This window comes from Atlanticothrix silvestris CENA357, assembly GCF_016056295.1.
Classification (GTDB): Bacteria; Cyanobacteriota; Cyanobacteriia; order Cyanobacteriales; family Nostocaceae; genus Atlanticothrix; species Atlanticothrix silvestris.
In genome coordinates this window covers 20252-40073 of record NZ_JAECZB010000013.1, presented here as the reverse complement: position 1 = coordinate 40073, position 19822 = coordinate 20252, and the positions used below count along the sequence as shown (strand labels likewise).

Below are 19822 nucleotides of genomic sequence, written 5' to 3'. Positions count from 1 at the left end.
TAATATGTAGCTTTGATATGAAACAGCTGACCCAATCCTCAATCCCCAATCTCTAATTCCCCAATTTCTCAACTGTTTATGATCTTTCCCGATTTTTCTGATTTTTCTGGGCTAGCTTTGCAGGGTAACTTCGTGCCAGTGTATCAAGAATGGGTAGCAGACCTAGATACACCAGTATCTGCTTGGTACAAAGTCTGTGCTGGTCAGCCCTACAGCTTTTTGTTGGAATCGGTAGAAGGTGGGGAGAAATTGGGGCGTTACAGTTTAGTAGGTTGCGATCCATTGTGGATTTTAGAAGCCAGAGGTAGTAATACAACCCAAACGCACCGTGATGGTTCTCAAGTTGTCTTTGAAGGCGATCCGTTTAGAGTTTTGGCCCAATGTTTAGCACCTTATCACCCAGTCCAGTTACCGCAACTACCACAAGGAATTGGTGGTTTGTTTGGGTTTTGGGGCTATGAATTAATTCACTGGATTGAGCCACGTGTACCCATTCACCCTCCAGATGAGAGAAATATCCCTGATGGATTGTGGATGCAGGTAGACCAACTGTTGGTTTTTGACCAGGTGAAGCGGAAAATTTGGGCGATCGCTTATGCTGATTTACGTGATCCAAAAGTAGATTTAAAATCAGCCTATCAACAAGCGTGCTATCGTGTTACCCAGATGGTCAGCAAGCTATCTCTACCCGTGTCGCCGCAAAAAACCATATTGGAATGGACACCGCCAGGAAATCAACAAGCAGCGGGAACTGAAGAATACACCAGCAACTTCACCCGCCCAGAATTTTGCGCCAGCGTCCAAAAGGCAAAAGAGTACATCAAAGCAGGTGATATTTTTCAAGTAGTTATTTCCCAACGTCTATCAACACCATATACAGGCGACCCTTTTGCGCTTTACCGTTCCTTGCGCCAGATTAACCCTTCCCCTTACATGTCTTACTTCCACTTCCAGGATTGGCAAATCATCGGTTCCAGTCCAGAAGTGATGGTGAAAGCAGAATGCGATTCTGATGGTGGGGTAATAGCAACAGTACGCCCCATTGCTGGAACACGTCCACGAGGTAAAACAACCAAAGAAGATGCAACTCTAGCCGAGGATTTGCTCCAAGATCCCAAAGAAATCGCTGAACACGTTATGCTCGTTGATTTAGGGCGAAATGACTTAGGGCGGGTTTGCGAAAGTGGTAGCGTCAAAGTTGATGAATTAATGGTGGTTGAGCGCTATTCCCATGTAATGCACATTGTGAGTAATGTGGTGGGTAAATTAGCACCCAATAAAACCGCCTGGGATTTACTCAAAGCTTGTTTTCCCGCAGGTACAGTCAGCGGCGCACCCAAGATTCGGGCGATGGAAATTATCCACGAATTAGAACCGAGTCGTCGGGGTGTTTATTCTGGCGTGTATGGTTATTACGATTTTGAAGGACAATTAAATACTGCGATCGCCATTCGCACAATGGTATTGCATGATCATACGGTAACTGTGCAAGCCGGTGCAGGTTTAGTGGCAGATTCAGATCCAGAAAAAGAATACGAAGAAACTCTGAATAAAGCGAGGGGATTATTAGTGGCAATTCGTTGTTTGCGTTGAGATTAATTCTATAACCAAAACTGGCGATCGCCTTCCATCTGGCTAGGACGAATACCTTGCAAACGTAGATAAGCCATGCGGTCAGATCCATATAATGGCATAGGTAAGCGAGGTTCTTTTAAAGCTCCATGATGCAATAACGTAAGTTTTAGAGTAGTTTCTAAAACACTTTCTATTGAGATTTGGTGTCCTTTCTCATGAATTGTTAAACGTATAGGACGAGCCAAACCAACTTTATCAGGAACTTTAGTTGTTACCAGAATTGCTTCACGAGATGATAAACGAAGTCCTAAGCCTTGTGAAGGTGCTATGACAGCTTTTTGTTTTAAGTTATACAGTCGAGGAAGACCAGACTTTTTACATTCCACCAAAATAAACTTAGCTCCTATTGCCTTAGCTCTATCTACTAAATCATCAGCTTCATTCCCAACAAAGGAACCATCACGATAGATTAAGACTGTTTTGTTTGCTAATTCAGCAGCAGGTAATAATCTCTCCAATAGTTTAGGTGGTATTTCTTCACCATCAATTAAATCATCTTCTAGTTGATAACGAACAAACTCTCCTTGTTTGCCATAGAGACGTATACTAGCACAGGCATTTCTTGTACCTGCTTGCCTTTTTTTGGAAATTCTAGAAACATCCAAGCCAATAAAATAATCAGCATCTTTTAAGTTTTCAGCTAGAACGAAAGGCAAATTGCCTAACTTTGCTAGAATTCCTGGAATTACCTGATTCAAGATATACTGGTAATTTCCAGGTTTATTCAAAGTATCTTCATAAATCATTTGGCTAGCAATTTGACGGCGGAGTAATAAAGAGTATATTTGATGGTAAAAACTTCCCTCGTTTGTATCATCATCATGACGATCACTTTGAGGTAAAAAAGTTACAATAATATCGTGTGGTATCTCAATCAATTCATTAACTTTTTTTTCAACTTCTGCTCTTGCTTCAGTCTTAGTCAGGTTATTCAGTGATAAAGCTTGCTTTGTAATAACTTCACTTTTAAATCCATATAGTTCCAGACGCTGCTTAAGTAAATTAAGGAACGGATCTACTCTTAAATCACAAAGCTTGAGTGCTGCAATGTGAATCACTTTGTATTTATCTTTAAAACCAGGGTGACGGCGATAAACCTTACCTTTTTTAAGACCATTTAGAACATCACTTCTTTTAGTTATAAAGTTATTACCAAAAAGTAGAGGAGTTTCTTCTATAGGAAATTCAGGTTTCCAGAATAAAGTTGGATATTGAATGCTATTGATACTACGTTCTAGTTGAATTCCATAAGTATTTAAAGCGTCTGCTGCTATTTTTTTATAAGATGCCAATAGACTTGTTCTGTCTTGATGCGAAATTTTAGTAGCCTTAAGTAGCTTTCCGTATTCAACTTCAAATTGATCAGCTGTGGCAGATGTAATACAGGGACGTAAAGCTGCCATAGCATAGTGAAACTGTTTTGTATCTTTACCAAACTGTACAGCAACAACAGGTTGATCTTTGGGGGCATCTCGTAGTGCTTGTTTACTGGTTGAACCAGTAGCTTTTGCTAAGAGTTCCTCTCTATGCTCTTCGATAGTTCCAATAATACCGACAATTGTTGCGTTACTACCTCGTTCAATTTCTTGAACTTTTAAACCAATTAAAAGCTGTTCTGAATTTTGTCGTTGAGGATGTTTTTCGTAGAAATCAGCCAAATTATCACGAAACACAATGCTACTGCACACTGTCAAACTAAGAGCAGGTTGAAATTCACCTTGTAATTCGATAATTTCTGACCAAAAATCTGGTTCTCTTTTGACCATAACTCCATTATCAGACAGAACAATTGGAGAATTAAATTTGGTTTTATTCAAAACCTGAATAGCTAACATAGAATAAATAAAAGGTGTAGGTTGAGGCTGACGTACTGATTGAAAACCGAATAAGCGTTCCTTAAAATCTTCTACTTCATTTTGAATGCTTTTCAATGCATCTTGTAATTCTTCTTTGCTAGGTAAACCTTTATTAGATGCTGCCAAAATCCAAAAGTAAGGCTTGTACCATATAACAACAGTCTCAGGTAATTTTCGACTAAAATGATAGCTCAATCGGTTGCCATCTTTTTTATCAATTTCACGTGTTAACCGAAAACACATTAACTTAAGCTGTAAAGTTTTGATTGGGAAAATTTCACTAAAAGAGGTATAAGCTTGGGTAGATGTAATAGCAACAGTCATGCAGAAACCTCCAATGAATGTAATTTACAAATTGGTGTAAATTGACAATTTCGACAGGGTATTCCAGGGTTAGCAGGAAATATTTCAGCAAATGCAGATGGTTTTTGTTTGTAACGACGCAATTCTTTTTGATGTTCTTGAGCTATTTGAGCTAATTTAGATTGAATTGCCTTGAGTTGAGCATCAGTGGCGGTAATTGGCTCAGACCATTTACTAGTTTCCAAGTTATAAAATGAAGCAACTGCTTTTTGTCCAGGAAACATATAAGTAGCTGCCAACAGGTAGACAAATGCTTGTCGCCTATCAAAATTAGATGTGCCTGTTTTGAAATCTAAAATGTGCAGTCTGTTATCTGATTCAATAAAAATGCAGTCAAGAGCTACAAACAAGTTAAAAAAATAATTACCTTGTTGAATCAGAATTGGCTCTGGCATTCCCTCATCACCTCGACTAAGTTTGATGATATCTTTTTCACAGAGAATTGGTTTTTGATAGTAGTTGGTCAAAATTTTAATAACTCGTTGCTTAACTTCTACAGGCTTTTGGTCTAATTTCAGCTTCTCTGCTACTATCTCTACACCATCTAATTGGTGCAATAGTTGAATATTTTGGTGAAATTTGTAAATGCCCTTCTGTGCCTGCAAACCGATATGTTGAGGAATAGTGTCTTGCTCTAAAAGTCCTTTAACTAATGATTCTTTTTTTCGCGCTCTGGAAAAACCTCGTTTCATATCACAATGCCAATATTCTTGTCCAACAGATGAAGCGAACTGTGACCAAATGTTAAAGCTTACATACGGCCGCCACACCATAATTTGTATCCTTTTTAGCTTTGTTGATTTTTTATTCAACTACACCCTAACGTGTATTGATTTTTTAGTCAACACTCTGTTACCATGTTTAGTTAAGTAGGAAAAAAAGTGAATCAAAGTTTTGGTCAGCTTATTCGTGAAGCCCGTAAAGATAAGGGATTTAGTCAGCGTGAGCTAGCAAAACTAATAGGGCTAGATTTCACTTATCTGTCTAAATTAGAGAATGATCGTGCGGACTATCCTCCAAAAGAAGATGTCATTCGTTCTCTGGGACAGCATCTTGATTTAAATGAGGAAGAGTTAATTTTTTCGGCTGGTCGTATTCCCCAGCGTGACGAGGATTTTATTAAGCAAAACTACAAGGGAATGCCTGCTCTGTTCCGTCGAATGCAGGAGAATCCTGATTTTGCTAAAAGAGTCTTTCGAGAAGCTACACAACCAGAAAATGAGGAGAAGCAAGGTTGAGTATCATCAAGCGGTATAGCTATATTCCTGATAGCGAAATTGAGACCAAGGCTAATAATATTCTCAAGCGTATGCAGGAAGCACCCAAATATATTCCTAAGTGGCCTTTAGATGCAACTCGTGTGGCAGAGTTTTTAGGGTTGGATGTTGTTTGGGATAGGATACCGCCTGATGCTGAAGGACAAATAGCAGCAAGGATTCTGCCATTAGAGCATCTGATCGAAATCAATGAAGATATTTTAGAACTTCCCAAAGGGTTTGAAGAATCAACGCTAGCTCACGAACTGGGACATTGGGAACTACATATTGATCAAAAGACGGCTGGCGAGTTTGAAAAAGTGATGAAGCAGGGTGGTAAAGCTGAAATAGATATGCAGCCTTTTTTGTGCCGTGCTGTTAGTGGTCAACTGCAAAAGATGGAATGGCAAGCTCAACGTTTCGCTAGTTATCTGCTAATGCCTCATTATATTTTAGAACAAATGGCAGCAGAACATGATTTAACAAAATGGTCTCACCTTTATGCAATGCAAAAAGATTTGGGTGTAACAATAACTAATCTTAAAGTTCGTTTAATACAGCTAAATTGGATTATTCTTCCTCCAGGCGACAACACAATTTACTTGGGTAAAGCTGCACCTATTCGGAAAAAATAAAAATTAAAATGAAATGTAATCGCCATCACCTAATCAAGCGATCACTCGGCACAAATCACTAAACTAGAAGGTAAGAATCCTCAAGGATAGATAGCCTATGAATGCTACTACAGTCACCTTCCCTGCTGTTCTCAAATTAAAAATTGAGTTGAGCGATGAACAGTTCTTTCAAATGTGCCAGAAAAATAGTAATTATAGATTTGAGCGCACAGCATCAGGGGAAATATTAATTATGCCACCTACAGGTAGTGATACTGGCAACCGTAACTTTGATCTGGTCGTTGAGTTAGGAATCTGGAATAAACAAACTAAATTAGGTAAAGGTTTTGACTCTTCAACTGGTTTCACCCTACCCAACGGTGCAAAACGTTCTCCTGATGTTTCTTGGGTGAAGATTGAGCGTTGGAATGCTTTAACCCCAGAACAACAAGAAAAATTTGCCCCGATTTGTCCTGATTTTGTAGTAGAACTACGCTCTGTTAGTGATTCTTTAAAAGATTTGCAAGAGAAGATGCAGGAGTATATCGAAAATGGCGCTCAATTAGGCTGGCTAATTGACCGAAAAAATAAGCGAGTAGAAATATATCGTCCAGGCAAAGATGTAGAAATATTAAACAATCCGGCTAATTTGTCAGGAGAAAATGTGCTACCTGGATTTGTGTTAAATTTACAGCAGATTATGTAGCTTGATTGAGTTTGTACCAGCATCGAAAAGCAATAAATTACAAAGTCTTTTTCCCATCAATAGCTGTGGTTTCTCAACTTCAACGATGAGGATAAACATGGCGTGTTTCAAAACGACTAAGTTCCCAAAGTGGTAATAGAGCCTGTTTAGCAGCATTTAATTGAGCTTGAGAAAAACGTATTTTTCCATTTTCTATAATCCAAACGAATATTCTAGTCATTAAATCTGCTTTAAAACTATTTTCATATTCACAATTATTTATTCTAGCTACTTGCTGATTTAAGCATTGCATAGCATCTTTAAAATTCCAGTTTTTCCAGTCTCTTGAATTGCTGAATAATTCATCTGGTGTATTTTCCCAATTAATTCTATGCAAATTTCCTAGAATATAGTCTATACCTACGAGTGAAGAATCAGTATTTCGTACTAAATTTGTAAAAGCTCGGTAGTAACTGCGTAAAATTAAAGCCGCGATATTTTCAATATACATATTTAGCCATGATTGTATATCTTGCAGATATGGAATTAGTTCTTTGATGTCACTAATATCTTTTAAAGGAGTGCGATCGCTTTGATAATTTGCTATATTTTGTAGTAATTCTGCTTCAGATAGTTTAAATTTTTGAGAGTAATACTCAAAAACTTTCGGAATATATTTGCTTAATAACCATTGTTGAGTATATTTAGCTGTCCAAATACCTCGTGTCCCAATACATTGCGGCCATGAAGTAATTTCTTCTCTTTCACTAAATTGAGAATGAGCATTATTTATTTCATATACTATGTTAATTAATTCATGAGGTAATAAAGAAAATTTGGGATTAATTTGAGGAAGGATATATGCATGATCATAAATCCCTCTACCTATACGAATTGATATATTTTCTTGATGAAATATATGCCACTCGGATTTACCTTGGGCATAATTAAATTCATTAGCAAATCTTTGCATTAATTCCCAGAGTTTTGAATTTACAGAAAGAAGAATAAAACCTCGGACTCCTGAAAATTCTACAAATTCAAAATCCCATGTTTCTAAATAATTTTCAAATTCGACAATTGAATTTTTATATTCTTGACAAACTGTATCAATACAAAAACATAAGTCTGTAGTTTCTACATCTGATAGAACTACCGTTGTTTGACCTAAATACACCTCAAAATTACTTTTATCTAACTGCTTGAAAAAACTACGACATCCCCAGCTTGCTTGAGTTTGCAATCCTGTAATTAAACTTCCTAAAATACATTGATGATTTAAGCTAATTTTTAAACTCCTTAAAGTAATACTACTGAACTGTATTTGACAATTACCTTCTTCAAAAGCTTTTGGCAAGTTACACTCGATTAAAACTTTAGGTCTTACAACAGTCAAGCGGTTTATTTCTCGCTTAGTAGAAGGCTCAAAATTAGCTTTTGCTAAAATATCTTGTAACTCTGGATGGTAAACTAATGCCTTTCCTGTAATGCTAAATCGAGAATGCGCCAGAATATTAGCTGTTTTTTTATCAATATTTTTAACAAAACTAAAGCTGAGTTGATTATAAAATTTGGAGGCTATTTCGTTATTTATAAGTAAATCGGCATTTATATCAATAACAAGTTCTTCTTGATGGTAAGTGATTCGTCTGAAAACATTTACTTTATAACCGTTGGTAATAATAAAAAACAATGGGTTGAGATAGTTATCGTAAAATTTAGCTTGTTCAATAGCTCCTTGAAAATTAGTTGCTTGTGGATCTAAACATATAACAATAATTAAGCATGTATCTGCATTTTGTTTAGTAATATTATCAGTAGCAAAATAAAACTGAGTAATTTCTAATTTTTTCTCCTGTTTAACTGGGTCATATATCTTTAAAGGATGCTTATTACATCGATATTTATCTGGGTAGCCGAGATATTTAAACATCGGCATGATAAATTTTTGTTCCACATCATATTCACTTTTTAAAATCCGATTATCAAAAGTCTGTATCCATTTGGTAAATTGTTGAATCTGCTCTGAAATAGACATTAGGTAATTCACCTATTTGTATTCAGCATTCAATTTTGGCAAAATTATCTGAATAATTCTATTCGTGAAGATACAAAATAAGGGGTACAGTATTGCTGTACCCCTTGTTCGTTAAGATAAGCGCTGAGGCTAAACTCACACCAACGCCACGACCTTCTCTAATAAACCCTGAAACAACCTCAACCCATCACTACCCCCAAGCATGGCATCCGAAGCTCTTTCTGGGTGTGGCATCATTCCTAAAACATTGCCTTGACGATCGCAAATTCCCGCAATGTTATTCAACGAGCCATTGAGATTTTCACCTGCATAGCGAAAAACTACTTGCCCATTGTCTTCAATCGCTGATAAAGTCGCTTTGTCAGCGTAAAATCGCCCTTCACCGTGAGCAATAGGCAAAGTGATGATTTCATCTGTTGTATAAGCTTGCGTCCAAGCAATATTGGTACGCTCAACTTTTAGGGGGACGCAATCGCAGATGAAATGTAAATCCTGATTTCTTGCCAATGCTCCTGGTAAAAGTCCTGCTTCAGTTAATACCTGAAAACCGTTGCAAATACCCAGAACAAACTTGCCTTGTTTTGCATGTTCTATTACCTGCTGCATCACAGGAGAAAACCGCGCAATGGCTCCACAGCGCAGATAATCACCATAGCTAAAGCCTCCAGGTATAATCACTACATCCAAATCAGCAATGTCTGTTTCTTGATGCCAAACCATGCGAGTTGGTTGTCCCAGTAAATCTCTGGTTACATAAGCAACATCGCGATCGCAATTAGAACCGGGAAAAACAACAACGCCGAATTTTGTCATTTGTCATTTGTCAGTGGTCAGTGGTCAGTTGTCAGTGGTAAATAATAAGGAATTGGGTATTGGAAAAAGATTTCCCTAGTCCCTAGTCCCCAATCCCTAGTCTTTAAAAGACTCCTGTCTGTGTTTCGACCTCTATCAACTCAAAACGGTAATTTTCAATTACCGGATTTGCTAACATTTGATCACAGATGGTATCAAGGTCTTGACGCGCTTTTTTCTCTTCAGTCGAGGTGATAAGCAGTTCAATATACTTACCAATCCGTACCTGTTCAACGTTATCGTATCCCATTTGCTGAAGACCAGATTGTACAGCCACACCAGCAGGGTCTAGGACTGAAGGACGAAGGGTCACGAAAATTTTGGCTAAATACTTCCTTTTCACAGGCTTTTGCTGAATGCTGCGATCGCTATACTATAACTTTCTGCTCCAACTGAGTGAAAATAAGATTATGAAGCAGCTACAGTTAATTTATCAATTAGCTAGTATAACAGCTTCTACTACAGTGGCAAATTTAAACAATTGTCTATGAGAGCCATACGCACCCGCAGTCAAGAGCGTATTTTGAACTTGCTAAAAACCATTAAACAAGGCATTTCTGCCCAGGATATTTACGTGGAACTGCGTAATCGCAATGAAAGTATGGGTTTAGCTACCGTTTACCGTTCTTTAGAAGCTTTAAAACTGGAAGGCATGGTTCAAGTGCGGACTTTGGCTAACGGTGAAGCTCTCTATAGCCTAGCGCAGCAAGACAAACACCACTTAACTTGTTTGCAATGTGGTATTTCCATTCCTATTAATCAATGTCCTGTCCATGACCTAGAAGATCAGCTAGAGTCCAATCATCGGTTTAAAGTTTTTTACCATACTCTGGAATTTTTTGGTTTGTGCAACCAATGCCAAGTAAATCAGGCTGCTGGCATAGAGGATGATTAAAAAAACTTATATGTTAGTAGTAAGGACTTCAGTCCTTCTCTTCTAAGCGCTAAAGTCATTAACTACAAACCCTTCAAACTAGTCCCTATTAAGAATCGGACTAACCGTCATTTAGTATGGTTAACAAAGCCATTATGACCACTAATTTACCTTTAGCCACAGAAATTATACCAATGGTTTTGCAATTGCAACCTGCGATCACACTAACCGAAGATCAGTTTTACGAATTTTGTCAGCTCAACCGCGACTTTCGCATCGAACGCAATGCTGTGGGAGAATTAGTGATTATGCCCCCTACTGGTTCCGAAACTGATGAACGCAACTTTAACTTAGCTGGGCAGTTGTGGGTGTGGACAAAGCAAGATGGTACAGGTGTAGGCTTTGGTTCCAGTGGTGGGTTTACTTTGCCGAATGGTGCGGTGCGTTCTCCCGATGCGGCGTGGATAAAACGCGATCGCTGGGAAGCCATACCATCAGAACTGCGAAAAAAGTTTGCACCGATTTGTCCTGAGTTTGTGATTGAGTTGCGTTCTGAGAGCGATCGCTTACAAATTTTGCAAGACAAAATGCAAGAGTATATTGATAATGGAGCGCAACTAGGCTGGTTAATTGATAGAAAACAACGCCGAGTTTTTATTTATCGTCCTAATACTGCGGTTGAAGAATTAAATAATCCTAAAACCCTTGATGGTAAACCGTTGCTACCTGGTTTTATTTTGGATTTAAGTCAGGTTTGGTAAGAAATAAATTAAGAATTTAAATTTATATAGTTCCCTAAACCTTTGCTAAAGTTATATTCTGAGACTAAGTAAATTAAAGAAAGGTGCTAACCAAAACTTTGCAAATTGCAACATCAAAATACAAAAATAAAATCGGGACTGAGAATAAATCCCAGTCCCGATAAAAAAGCGGGCTAACCGTCATTTATATGGTTAACCCGTTCAGCTTTGGGAACGCGCAGAGAAATTGTTATTGCAATACCAATTTCACATTGGCGTTTTGCAAACCGCGCTGTTTTACTTCAGCCAAGGTTTTGTTAACGGCGTATTTTTGGTTGATGGAGTTGATCAACTCGGTTTGGTTGTGCTTTTTAGCAACGCCCCACAGGTCAGCGATGAGGTCAAAAGAACCATCGCTATTGCGAGACCAACCTAAATCATATTCGCCTTCCAAAACAGCCACGATGTCGGAACGTACGCGCTGACCGTTATAACCACGAACATCAGCTTCAGTTTTTACGCTGATACCCAGGTCGCGCAGGGAAGCCTTGAGGATTTCAGCATCGGTGATCTTGGTACGCAGAGTGCTAAAATGAGACATTTGGGTTTCCTCCAGTGAGAAGATTCAGAACAACGACAACGGTTTATCTTCAGTGAAGCCGCGTTTAATTGGAAGCGGCTTTTTCTCTTAACTGCTAGCGTTTTTCAGCTAGCCTTTACCCTTGGATGAGCAAGGGAAAGCTTTTAAAACTCCATTCGCTGATATTCAGCAACGGAGGATGCCGCAGGACGTGCGCGCTGTCTAGCCCAATCTCTGAGGGCTGTCACCTGTTCTTGCATGGTGCGAGACAGTGGCAAGGTCGCCTTAAGCGCAGCAATAATATCTAGTTGGGTGAACTCACGGTCTTGGGCAAATGCTTCGTACATTGCCGCAACGAGCGCTTGTTCAATTTCTGCCCCAGAGAAGCCGTCGGACATCTTAGCTAGTTGCTCTAAATCGAAACGAGAGATGTCTTCACGACGTTTAGTGAGGTGAATTTTGTAAATATCCTGCCGTTCTTCGGATGTTGGCAAATCTACAAAGAAAATTTCGTCAAAACGGCCTTTCCTCAAGAATTCCCCAGGCAAACGTTCAACTCGGTTGGCAGTTGCCATCACAAACACTGGAGACTTTTTCTCTTGCATCCAAGTGAGGAAAGAACCAAAAATTCTACTTGATGTGCCGCCATCAGAATCAGATGAACCTGTGCTACCTGCAAAGGATTTATCTAATTCGTCGATAAACAAAATCGCTGGAGAGATTGACTCTGCTGTATTTAAGGCATTACGCAGATTAGCCTCACTTCGTCCTACCATTGAGCCATCGTAGACTCGCCCCATATCCAGCCGTAATAGTGGTAAACCCCACAGCCTAGAGGTAGTTTTGGCAATTAATGACTTACCGCACCCTGGAACCCCTAAAATTAGCATTCCCTTGGGTTGAGGTAAACCATATTCTCTGGCTCTTTCTGTAAAGGCGTTAGAACGCTGTTTGAGCCATTTTTTTAGTTCTTCTAAGCCACCTACAGCGTCAATGGTTTCATCTTCTTCTATGTATTCTAAGATGCCATTACGCCGAATCAGTTGCTTTTTCTCAGATAGAACTATATCTACTTCTTCTTCGGTTAGGCGGCCTGTAGTTACTTGCGCCTTACGATATACTTTTTCAGCTTCATCTTTAGTTAAACCCAAAGCTGCTCGAAGAAGCTTTTCTCGCGCCTCTGTTGTCAGTCGTCGCCCACGATTTTGCTCTAAATGGTAAGTTAAAACTTTGTTTAACTCAGACATATCTGGCAATTTGAAATCGAGAACTACAACTTCTTTTTCCAGTTCAATAGGCACTTGCTGCATAGGTGACATCAAAATGATGTTCTTTTGCATACCTCTGAAACTAGCGATCGCATCACGTAATGATCTATTTGTAGCAGGCGCATCAATAAATGGATGTAAATCTTTAAGAATAAATATACCGGGTTCTCTCTGCCGAATGATCCACTCAATAGCTGCCTCTGGAGATACAGTATTGTGCTGTGTTACATTCCGGGGTTGACCATACTCCACGATGCCGTGAGTTACTGTCCAAACAAATACTCGGCGTTGGGGCTTTAATGTTTGGGCAATTGTAGAAATTGCCAGCTCAGCCCGCTCTTCCTCGGAGGTCACAAGGTAGATTAGAGGGTATTGAGCTTGAATTAGGATATTGAGCTCTTCTTTCATACAATCGACCTACTTGAGACCTTAATACAGTAAAGACATCGTTTTGTTGGTAGAGAAAACCGAATTTATGAATACTCATTCATAATTATTCTTACCTAGCAAGGAACCAACTCTTCCTCACTCTTGGGATGGGTTTCATCTTTTTCCATTTCATCAATGGGAAGATGCTCTTGGCAAACTACTCCTGGTTGATTACCCAAAGTAACCAATTCCCCATCGCGTAAAACTAAGGAACTTTCACAATTTGGACAGGAATAAACTCTATGAGTTCGTCCAAAAGCTGAAGCTTCCATTTCTTCTACTAGTTCTGAGTTAGCTAGGTAGAAAACGAGGGCGCGTTCGGCAAGATCTGACATAGGTTCGGAATCTACAGCTGAACGAATCTTCAGTCTTTTGTGCAACTCTGGCGACAAATACAAAGTAACCTTTTGCTTAGCTTGCATATAACTCTTTGACGGCCTTACCCGGGTATGTATATAACGTTATCCGCTACTTTCTGAGTTGTCAAGACAGTAAAACGTTTTGACGGCTTTTTTGTTACATTTGTTCATAAAATATTTTTTTTGATTAGTGACATAGTTACTAAACTGAGTTATTTGTAAAACTGCTACTAAATTTGATTTCAACTCAATTAAAGTGTTCCTAAGCTGTCCATAGAGATAACTGTGGTCACAACTAGAAGAATGTTCACTACAGTAAAAATCTGTAAATTTGAGCATAAAATTTATACTAATACTCAAATCCTTGGTGTTGCGATCGCCCTGTTCATAATCTTGTGGGGATGCGCTGCGCCTAGCTTTAACGGCTCCGATTTTACGTGGAAGACTTATCGTAATGAGCGTTATGGCTTTGAGTTTCCATATCCCAGCAACTGGACAGTTTTAAGCGCTCCAACAAATGATGATGGCATTGCCTTAATATCACCGCAAAACAACACAGTGGAAATTCGGGCGTGGGCAGTTAATCAGCTACCAGATCCTATTACCAAAGACCAAAACAGCAACTTTCAAACAGCTCAAGGAGTATCTGGGATAATACTTGTAGAAGTTGACCAGCAAGTGAGTTTGATGAAATTGACCCTCACTCAAAATCAAGTTAAATACTACTGGCAAGGACGAAGCCAAAACGAGGATTTTCCAGATTACTATCGTTTGTTTTACTACATTGCTCAGCAGTACCGTATTCCCCAGTAGTTAGTTAATTATGTTGAACTACTAACCAGTCTCTTGTTTTTAATGGTTGAGAGGGTACAGAAACCTGATAGATTTAGCTATCAGCGAGTAAAAACTGGTGAAAATGAAAGTCCTGGTTATTGGTGGAGATGGGTATTGCGGTTGGGCAACTGCACTTTACCTTTCCAATCGAGGTTATGATGTTGGGATTTTAGATAGTTTGGTGCGGCGGCACTGGGATAATGAACTGGGTATCGAAACTCTGACTCCGATCGCGCCAATTCAGCAACGTCTCCAGCGCTGGCAAGATTTGACTGGCAAATCTATCGACCTATTCATCGGCGACATTACTAATTACGAATTTCTCAAAAAAGTACTACACCAATTTGAGCCTAATGCCATAGTGCATTTTGGTGAACAGCGTTCGGCTCCTTTTTCGATGATTGACCGTGAACATGCAGTTCTTACCCAGGTCAATAACGTTGTTGGTACTTTGAATTTGCTATATGCCATGCGGGAAGATTTCCCAGATTGCCACATGGTGAAATTGGGAACAATGGGTGAATACGGTACACCCAACATAGATATAGAAGAAGGGTACATTACCATTGAACACAATGGGCGTAAAGATACCCTGCCTTATCCCAAACAGCCCGGTTCAATGTATCATCTGAGCAAAGTCCATGATAGCCATAATATTCACTTTGCTTGCCGAATTTGGGGATTGCGGGCCACAGACTTAAACCAAGGTATCGTTTACGGCGTTCTCACCGAAGAAACGGGAATGGACGAACTCCTAATTAATCGCCTTGATTACGATGGAGTATTTGGTACAGCACTAAATCGTTTCTGCATTCAAGCAGCGATCGCTCACCCCCTCACCGTCTACGGTAAAGGTGGGCAAACCCGTGGATTTTTAGATATTCGAGATACAGTGCGGTGTGTGGAATTAGCGATCGCTAATCCCGCTGAACCAGGCGAATTCCGCGTCTTTAACCAATTTACTGAACTATTCAGTGTTGGTGACTTGGCGTTGATGGTGAAGAAAGCTGGGAACGCAATGGGGCTAAATGTAGGAATCAATCACCTAGATAATCCCAGAGTTGAAAAAGAAGAACATTACTTCAATGCTAAAAACACCAAACTTTTGGATCTAGGTCTACAGCCTCACTATCTCTCAGATTCTCTGCTTGATTCTCTGTTGAATTTTGCCATCAAGTATCAAAAACGAGCTGATCACAAGCAAATTCTGCCCAAAGTCTCTTGGCATCGTCAAAGCAAAGCATGAAATAAAGGCAGGAAAGCAGGGAGAGGAGGAGTAGAGGGACTCATACCATTTCACTAAATACCTGATACGATTGGTCTCTAAATTCTTTCTTCCCCCTGCTTCCTGCCCCCTTCCCCCTGCCTCTTGAAACGCGCTCTTAAGCTGGCATTATCTGCCTGTACTGCATAGTTTTTTATGAGAATTGCCCTCTTCACCGAAACCTTTTTACCGAAGGTTGATGGTATTGTTACCCGCCTACGTCATACCGTTGACCATTTACAGCGTAATGGCGACCAAGTATTAGTAATTGCCCCTGATGGTGGTATTACTGAACACAAAGGAGCTAAAGTTTACGGAGTTACTGGCTTTCCCCTGCCATTGTACCCAGAGTTGAAAATGGCACTACCCCGCCCAGCCATTGGTTATGCACTAGAAGAGTTTCAGCCAGATATTATTCATGTCGTGAATCCAGCAGTTTTAGGATTGTCTGGAATTTTTTATAGCAAGGTTCTCAAGATTCCTTTGGTAGCTTCTTACCATACACATTTACCCCAATATCTCCAGCATTATGGTTTGGGAATGTTAGAAGGATTTTTGTGGGAATTGCTCAAAGGCGCTCATAATCAAGCCACGTTAAATCTTTGTACTTCCACAGCGATGATGGAGGAACTAACAGCACATGGCATTGAAAGGGTGCATGTGTGGCAAAGGGGAGTGGATACAGAATTATTCCATCCTGATTTATTTAGTATGGAGATGCGATCGCGTCTGTCACAAAATCACCCAGAAAGTCCTTTACTTCTCTACGTCGGCCGTCTTTCCGCCGAAAAAGAAATTGAGCGCATCAAACCAATATTAGAAGCAATTCCCCAAGCGCGGTTGGCATTAGTAGGCGATGGCCCTTACCGCCAAGCCTTGGAAAAACATTTTGCTGGTACAAATACTCATTTTGTCGGGTATCTCATAGGGCAAGAGTTAGGTGCTGCCTTTGCTAGCGCTGATGCTTTTATCTTCCCTTCCCGGACAGAAACACTAGGCTTAGTACTACTAGAAGCAATGGCTGCTGGTTGTCCAGTAGTAGCAGCTCGTTCTGGCGGCATTCCTGATATTGTCACAGAAGGTGTAAATGGATATCTTTTTGAGCCTACAGCAGATATTCAAGATGCAATTTCTGCTACTACTCGCCTTTTACAACACAAACAAGAACGAGATATCATTCGTCAAAATGCCCGTCGGGAAGCAGAAAGTTGGGGATGGGCAGCTGCTACCAGCCAACTGCAAGATTACTATCAAAAGGTAGTATTTGCAGAACAATTGACACCAGCAGTTTATTGAGGAAGGCAAAAGGGAATAAAGCCGGGATTCATACCCTCACTAAATCTTCAATTTAGTGGGGGATTTAAACTGAATTGGGTAGCGTAATGACGCTAGCAAGTCCGCAACCGTCATTATGAATTATAAATTACGAATTACGAATTACGAATTACGAATTAATATGACTCTTCCCAATCCTGGTAGCGTTTTGGCTACATTAACTGAACTGACTCAAGTTAATCGCACCCACGCTTTGTTGCGTCGCGTCAAAGATCTTTCTGTTAATGAATTTGTTTGTTTACTAGACTTTATTACCGCTGAATTCCAACAATTTCTTAGAGCGATTGAACTCATTAATAATGAAGCTCTAGAAACAATGTTAGAAAAAGTTCTAGAAGCAATTACACTCAAAATAGGTCAAATTCTCCAAGCAGAACACACAGCAATTTTCTTAGTGGATTATGACAAAGGTCAGCTGTGGTCAAAAGTGCCTCTGGATAATACACAAAAATTTTTAGAAATTCGTATTCCTATTAAGGTTGGTATCCCAGGTCATGTTGCCAGTACTGGTCAATATTTGAATATACCTGACACCTCTATTCATCCCCTATTCAGCCCAGAATTAGAAAAACAAATGGGCTATAAAATTAACAATATTTTATGTGTGCCCGTTATTAGTAGTAAAAACCAGACTGTAGCAGTAGTACAACTGGCAAACAAAGGAGGGGAAACCCCCTTTGACCATGATGATGAAGAACGTTTTCGAGACTTTGCTGCTTCTATTGGCATTATCTTAGAAAGCTGTCAGTCTTTTTATGTAGCAGCTCGTAATCAAAGAGGTGCTACAGCTCTTTTAAGAGCAACCCAGACTTTAGGACAAAGTTTAGACTTAGAAGCAACTTTGCAGATAGTCATGGAACAAGCCCGGATTTTAATGCAAGCAGACCGCAGTACGCTATTTTTGTATCGTAAAGAAATGGGCGAACTCTGGACAAAAGTAGCAGCGGCGGCAGATGGCACAAACTTGATAGAAATTCGTATGCCAGCTAACCGTGGCATTGCTGGCTATGTGGCTTCTACTGGGGAAGCGCTGAATATTCCAGATGCCTATAAAGACCCCCGTTTTGACCCGACTACAGATAGAAAGACCGGATATCTCACTCGTAATATCTTGTGTTTGCCAGTGTTTAATTCCACAAATGAACTGATTGGTGTGACACAGTTAATTAATAAACAACAAGGTAGCTTTACCGCTTCTGATGAAGAGTTTATGCGGGCGTTTAATATCCAGGCTGGAATTGCCTTAGAAAATGCTCGTTTGTTTGAAAATGTCCTACTAGAAAAACAATATCAAAAAGATATCTTACAAAGTTTATCAGATGCGGTAATTTCTACAGATATGGGAGGTCGCATTGTCACAATTAATGACGCGGCACTAACTTTACTGGGTTGCCCATTAGAGGGAATTAATACCAAAATTAACAAGCCTTTATGGGAACAAAATTTAATAGGTCGTTTCGTTTGGGAAGTTGTACCTATTGAAAATTTACAAATGCGCTTGGAAGACAGTTTAAATACTGGGGCAAAGCATTATGTCCCAGAGCAAAATTTGACGTTGGGATTGTACCAACTTTCGAGTGAATTTCAAGACTTAGAACTCAGTGAGAAGTTGCAAGATGGTTTTTCCTCTGGGTCAACTGCGATAATTGAAAACTTAATTTTGACATTGCGCGATCGCACTAATCCAGATTTTTTTATTCCCTGGAATTTGCCTTTGACTCCTCAATCTGAGTTTTTCACTTCAAGCCAAGTAGAAATATTAGAACGCAGTATTAATCTTACCGTTAATCCTCTAACCAACCCAGAAGGCGGGGTGCGTGGTGGTTTGGTGGTTTTGGAAGACATCAGCCAAGAAAAACGGATGAAATCTACCATGTACCGCTACCTAACTCCCCATGTTGCTGAACAAGTAATGATGCTGGGTGAAGATGCCTTGATGATAGGTGAGCGCAAGGAAGTCACTATTTTATTTTCCGATATTCGAGGTTACACAACACTTACAGAAAATTTTGGTGCGGCTGAAGTTGTAACACTGCTGAATCAGTATTTTGAAACAATGGTAGAGGCAGTTTTTAACTACGAAGGCACACTAGATAAGTTTATGGGTGATGCCTTAATGGCAGTGTTTGGTGCGCCCTTACCTCTAAGCGAAAATCATGCTTGGCAAGCAGTACAGTCAGCGTTAGATATGCGCCAACGTTTGAAGGAATTTAACCAACGACGGATTATTCAGGCACAGCCCCAAATTCAAATAGGTATAGGAATTAGTTCTGGGGAAATAGTTTCGGGGAATATCGGTTCCCACAAACGCATGGATTACACGGTAATTGGCGACAGTGTAAATTTAAGTTCGCGCTTGGAAGCAATAACTAAAGAATACGGTTGCGATATTATTTTGAGTGACTTTACTTACCAACTTTGTAGCGATTTAATTTGGGTGCGGCGGTTAGATAAAATTCGCGTCAAAGGTAAACATCAAGCCGTAAATATTTATGAACTAATTGGCGATCGCAGCAGCCCTCTAGATGCTACCACCCAAGAGTTTTTGTTTCATTACCACGCAGGACGCGCTGCTTATTTGTCTCGTAACTTCCTCCAAGCGATCGCTTGCTTTCAGGCTGCCAAACGTATTCGACCTTCAGACCAAGGCGTTAATATTCACTTAGAACGCGCTCATAATTACCAACATACACCCCCTTTAGACTCATGGGATGGTGCATGGACAATAATTGCAAAGTAGTCAGTTGTCAGTTGTCAGCTGTCAGTTGTTATTCTTGCTACCCCTGCTTCCTGTTAAGAGTTCCCTACCTACGCAAGTAAGTTCTCCAAATCAAAGCGGA

At 39.8% G+C, this 19822-nt stretch carries 18 protein-coding genes; 10 read left to right on the top strand and 8 right to left on the bottom strand.

Annotated elements, in window-relative coordinates; genetic code table 11:
- Window positions 1-78: 78 nt before the first annotated feature.
- Window positions 79-1593, top strand: coding sequence for an anthranilate synthase component I (gene trpE, locus I8751_RS08180; protein ID WP_214438677.1), 1515 nt, complete (start codon window positions 79-81; stop codon window positions 1591-1593).
- A gap of 8 nt (window positions 1594-1601) precedes the next feature.
- Here the strand turns inward: trpE and I8751_RS08175 are convergent, their stop codons facing one another.
- Together I8751_RS08175 and I8751_RS08170 are read right to left on the bottom strand one after the other, a co-directional pair.
- Window positions 1602-3815 carry a Piwi domain-containing protein gene (locus I8751_RS08175; protein WP_214438676.1) on the bottom strand — a complete coding sequence of 738 codons (2214 nt, stop codon included), beginning with the start codon at window positions 3813-3815 and terminating at the stop codon, window positions 1602-1604.
- On the bottom strand, window positions 3812-4627 hold the full coding sequence (locus I8751_RS08170; protein WP_214438675.1) for a PD-(D/E)XK nuclease family protein: 816 nt from the start codon (window positions 4625-4627) through the stop codon (window positions 3812-3814). The genes I8751_RS08175 and I8751_RS08170 overlap by 4 nt, the downstream gene beginning before the upstream one ends.
- Before the next feature lie 108 nt (window positions 4628-4735).
- Between I8751_RS08170 and I8751_RS08165 the strand changes: the two genes are divergently transcribed.
- The 3 genes from I8751_RS08165 to I8751_RS08155 all read left to right on the top strand — a co-directional run bounded on the left by I8751_RS08165 (window position 4736) and on the right by I8751_RS08155 (window position 6430).
- On the top strand, window positions 4736-5092 hold the full coding sequence (locus I8751_RS08165) for a helix-turn-helix domain-containing protein (protein ID WP_214438674.1): 357 nt from the start codon (window positions 4736-4738) through the stop codon (window positions 5090-5092).
- Window positions 5089-5745: an ImmA/IrrE family metallo-endopeptidase gene (locus tag I8751_RS08160; protein ID WP_214438673.1), complete on the top strand. Its 657-nt coding sequence runs from the start codon at window positions 5089-5091 to the stop codon at window positions 5743-5745. Before I8751_RS08165 ends, I8751_RS08160 begins: the two co-directional genes overlap by 4 nt.
- Before the next feature lie 97 nt (window positions 5746-5842).
- Complete coding sequence (locus I8751_RS08155; protein WP_214438672.1) at window positions 5843-6430, top strand: Uma2 family endonuclease; 588 nt, start codon at window positions 5843-5845, stop codon at window positions 6428-6430.
- Between the two features lie 79 nt (window positions 6431-6509).
- Here the strand turns inward: I8751_RS08155 and I8751_RS08150 are convergent, their stop codons facing one another.
- The 3 genes from I8751_RS08150 to purS form a co-directional block, all read right to left on the bottom strand.
- Window positions 6510-8447: a type I restriction enzyme HsdR N-terminal domain-containing protein gene (locus I8751_RS08150; protein WP_214438671.1), complete on the bottom strand. Its 1938-nt coding sequence runs from the start codon at window positions 8445-8447 to the stop codon at window positions 6510-6512.
- Window positions 8448-8582: 135 nt separating this feature from the next.
- The gene (gene purQ, locus I8751_RS08145; RefSeq protein ID WP_214438670.1) at window positions 8583-9260 is read right to left on the bottom strand and encodes a phosphoribosylformylglycinamidine synthase subunit PurQ; all 678 of its coding nucleotides are present in this window, start codon (window positions 9258-9260) and stop codon (window positions 8583-8585) included.
- A gap of 103 nt (window positions 9261-9363) precedes the next feature.
- Window positions 9364-9642, bottom strand: a complete 279-nt coding sequence (gene purS / locus I8751_RS08140; RefSeq protein ID WP_214438669.1) for a phosphoribosylformylglycinamidine synthase subunit PurS — start codon at window positions 9640-9642, stop codon at window positions 9364-9366.
- Window positions 9643-9786: 144 nt separating this feature from the next.
- Between purS and I8751_RS08135 the strand changes: the two genes are divergently transcribed.
- On the top strand, window positions 9787-10194 hold the full coding sequence (locus I8751_RS08135; RefSeq protein WP_214438668.1) for a Fur family transcriptional regulator: 408 nt from the start codon (window positions 9787-9789) through the stop codon (window positions 10192-10194).
- Window positions 10195-10328: 134 nt separating this feature from the next.
- Entirely contained in the window at window positions 10329-10934 is a 606-nt protein-coding gene (locus I8751_RS08130) for a Uma2 family endonuclease (protein WP_214438667.1), read from the top strand.
- Between the two features lie 229 nt (window positions 10935-11163).
- Here the strand turns inward: I8751_RS08130 and I8751_RS08125 are convergent, their stop codons facing one another.
- The 3 genes from I8751_RS08125 to I8751_RS08115 form a co-directional block, all read right to left on the bottom strand.
- The gene (locus tag I8751_RS08125) at window positions 11164-11514 is read right to left on the bottom strand and encodes a DUF1257 domain-containing protein (protein WP_015136553.1); all 351 of its coding nucleotides are present in this window, start codon (window positions 11512-11514) and stop codon (window positions 11164-11166) included.
- A 143-nt stretch (window positions 11515-11657) separates the two neighbouring features.
- Window positions 11658-13169 (bottom strand): stress-responsive protein Ycf46, encoded by a 1512-nt coding sequence (ycf46, locus tag I8751_RS08120; protein ID WP_214438666.1) that lies wholly within the window; start codon window positions 13167-13169, stop codon window positions 11658-11660.
- Window positions 13170-13264: 95 nt separating this feature from the next.
- Entirely contained in the window at window positions 13265-13612 is a 348-nt protein-coding gene (locus I8751_RS08115; protein ID WP_214438665.1) for a hypothetical protein, read from the bottom strand.
- A 240-nt stretch (window positions 13613-13852) separates the two neighbouring features.
- On the opposite strand from I8751_RS08115, the gene I8751_RS08110 reads away from it, so the two are divergent.
- The 4 genes from I8751_RS08110 (at window position 13853) to I8751_RS08095 (ending at window position 19722) form a co-directional block, all read left to right on the top strand.
- Window positions 13853-14362 (top strand): hypothetical protein, encoded by a 510-nt coding sequence (locus I8751_RS08110; protein ID WP_225894030.1) that lies wholly within the window; start codon window positions 13853-13855, stop codon window positions 14360-14362.
- A gap of 103 nt (window positions 14363-14465) precedes the next feature.
- Window positions 14466-15629 carry an NAD-dependent epimerase/dehydratase family protein gene (locus tag I8751_RS08105; RefSeq protein ID WP_214438664.1) on the top strand — a complete coding sequence of 388 codons (1164 nt, stop codon included), beginning with the start codon at window positions 14466-14468 and terminating at the stop codon, window positions 15627-15629.
- Between the two features lie 174 nt (window positions 15630-15803).
- Window positions 15804-16943 (top strand): glycosyltransferase family 4 protein, encoded by a 1140-nt coding sequence (locus I8751_RS08100; RefSeq protein ID WP_214438663.1) that lies wholly within the window; start codon window positions 15804-15806, stop codon window positions 16941-16943.
- 160 nt (window positions 16944-17103) lie between these two features.
- Complete coding sequence (locus I8751_RS08095; RefSeq protein ID WP_214438712.1) at window positions 17104-19722, top strand: GAF domain-containing protein; 2619 nt, start codon at window positions 17104-17106, stop codon at window positions 19720-19722.
- The last annotated feature ends 100 nt before the right edge of the window (window positions 19723-19822 follow it).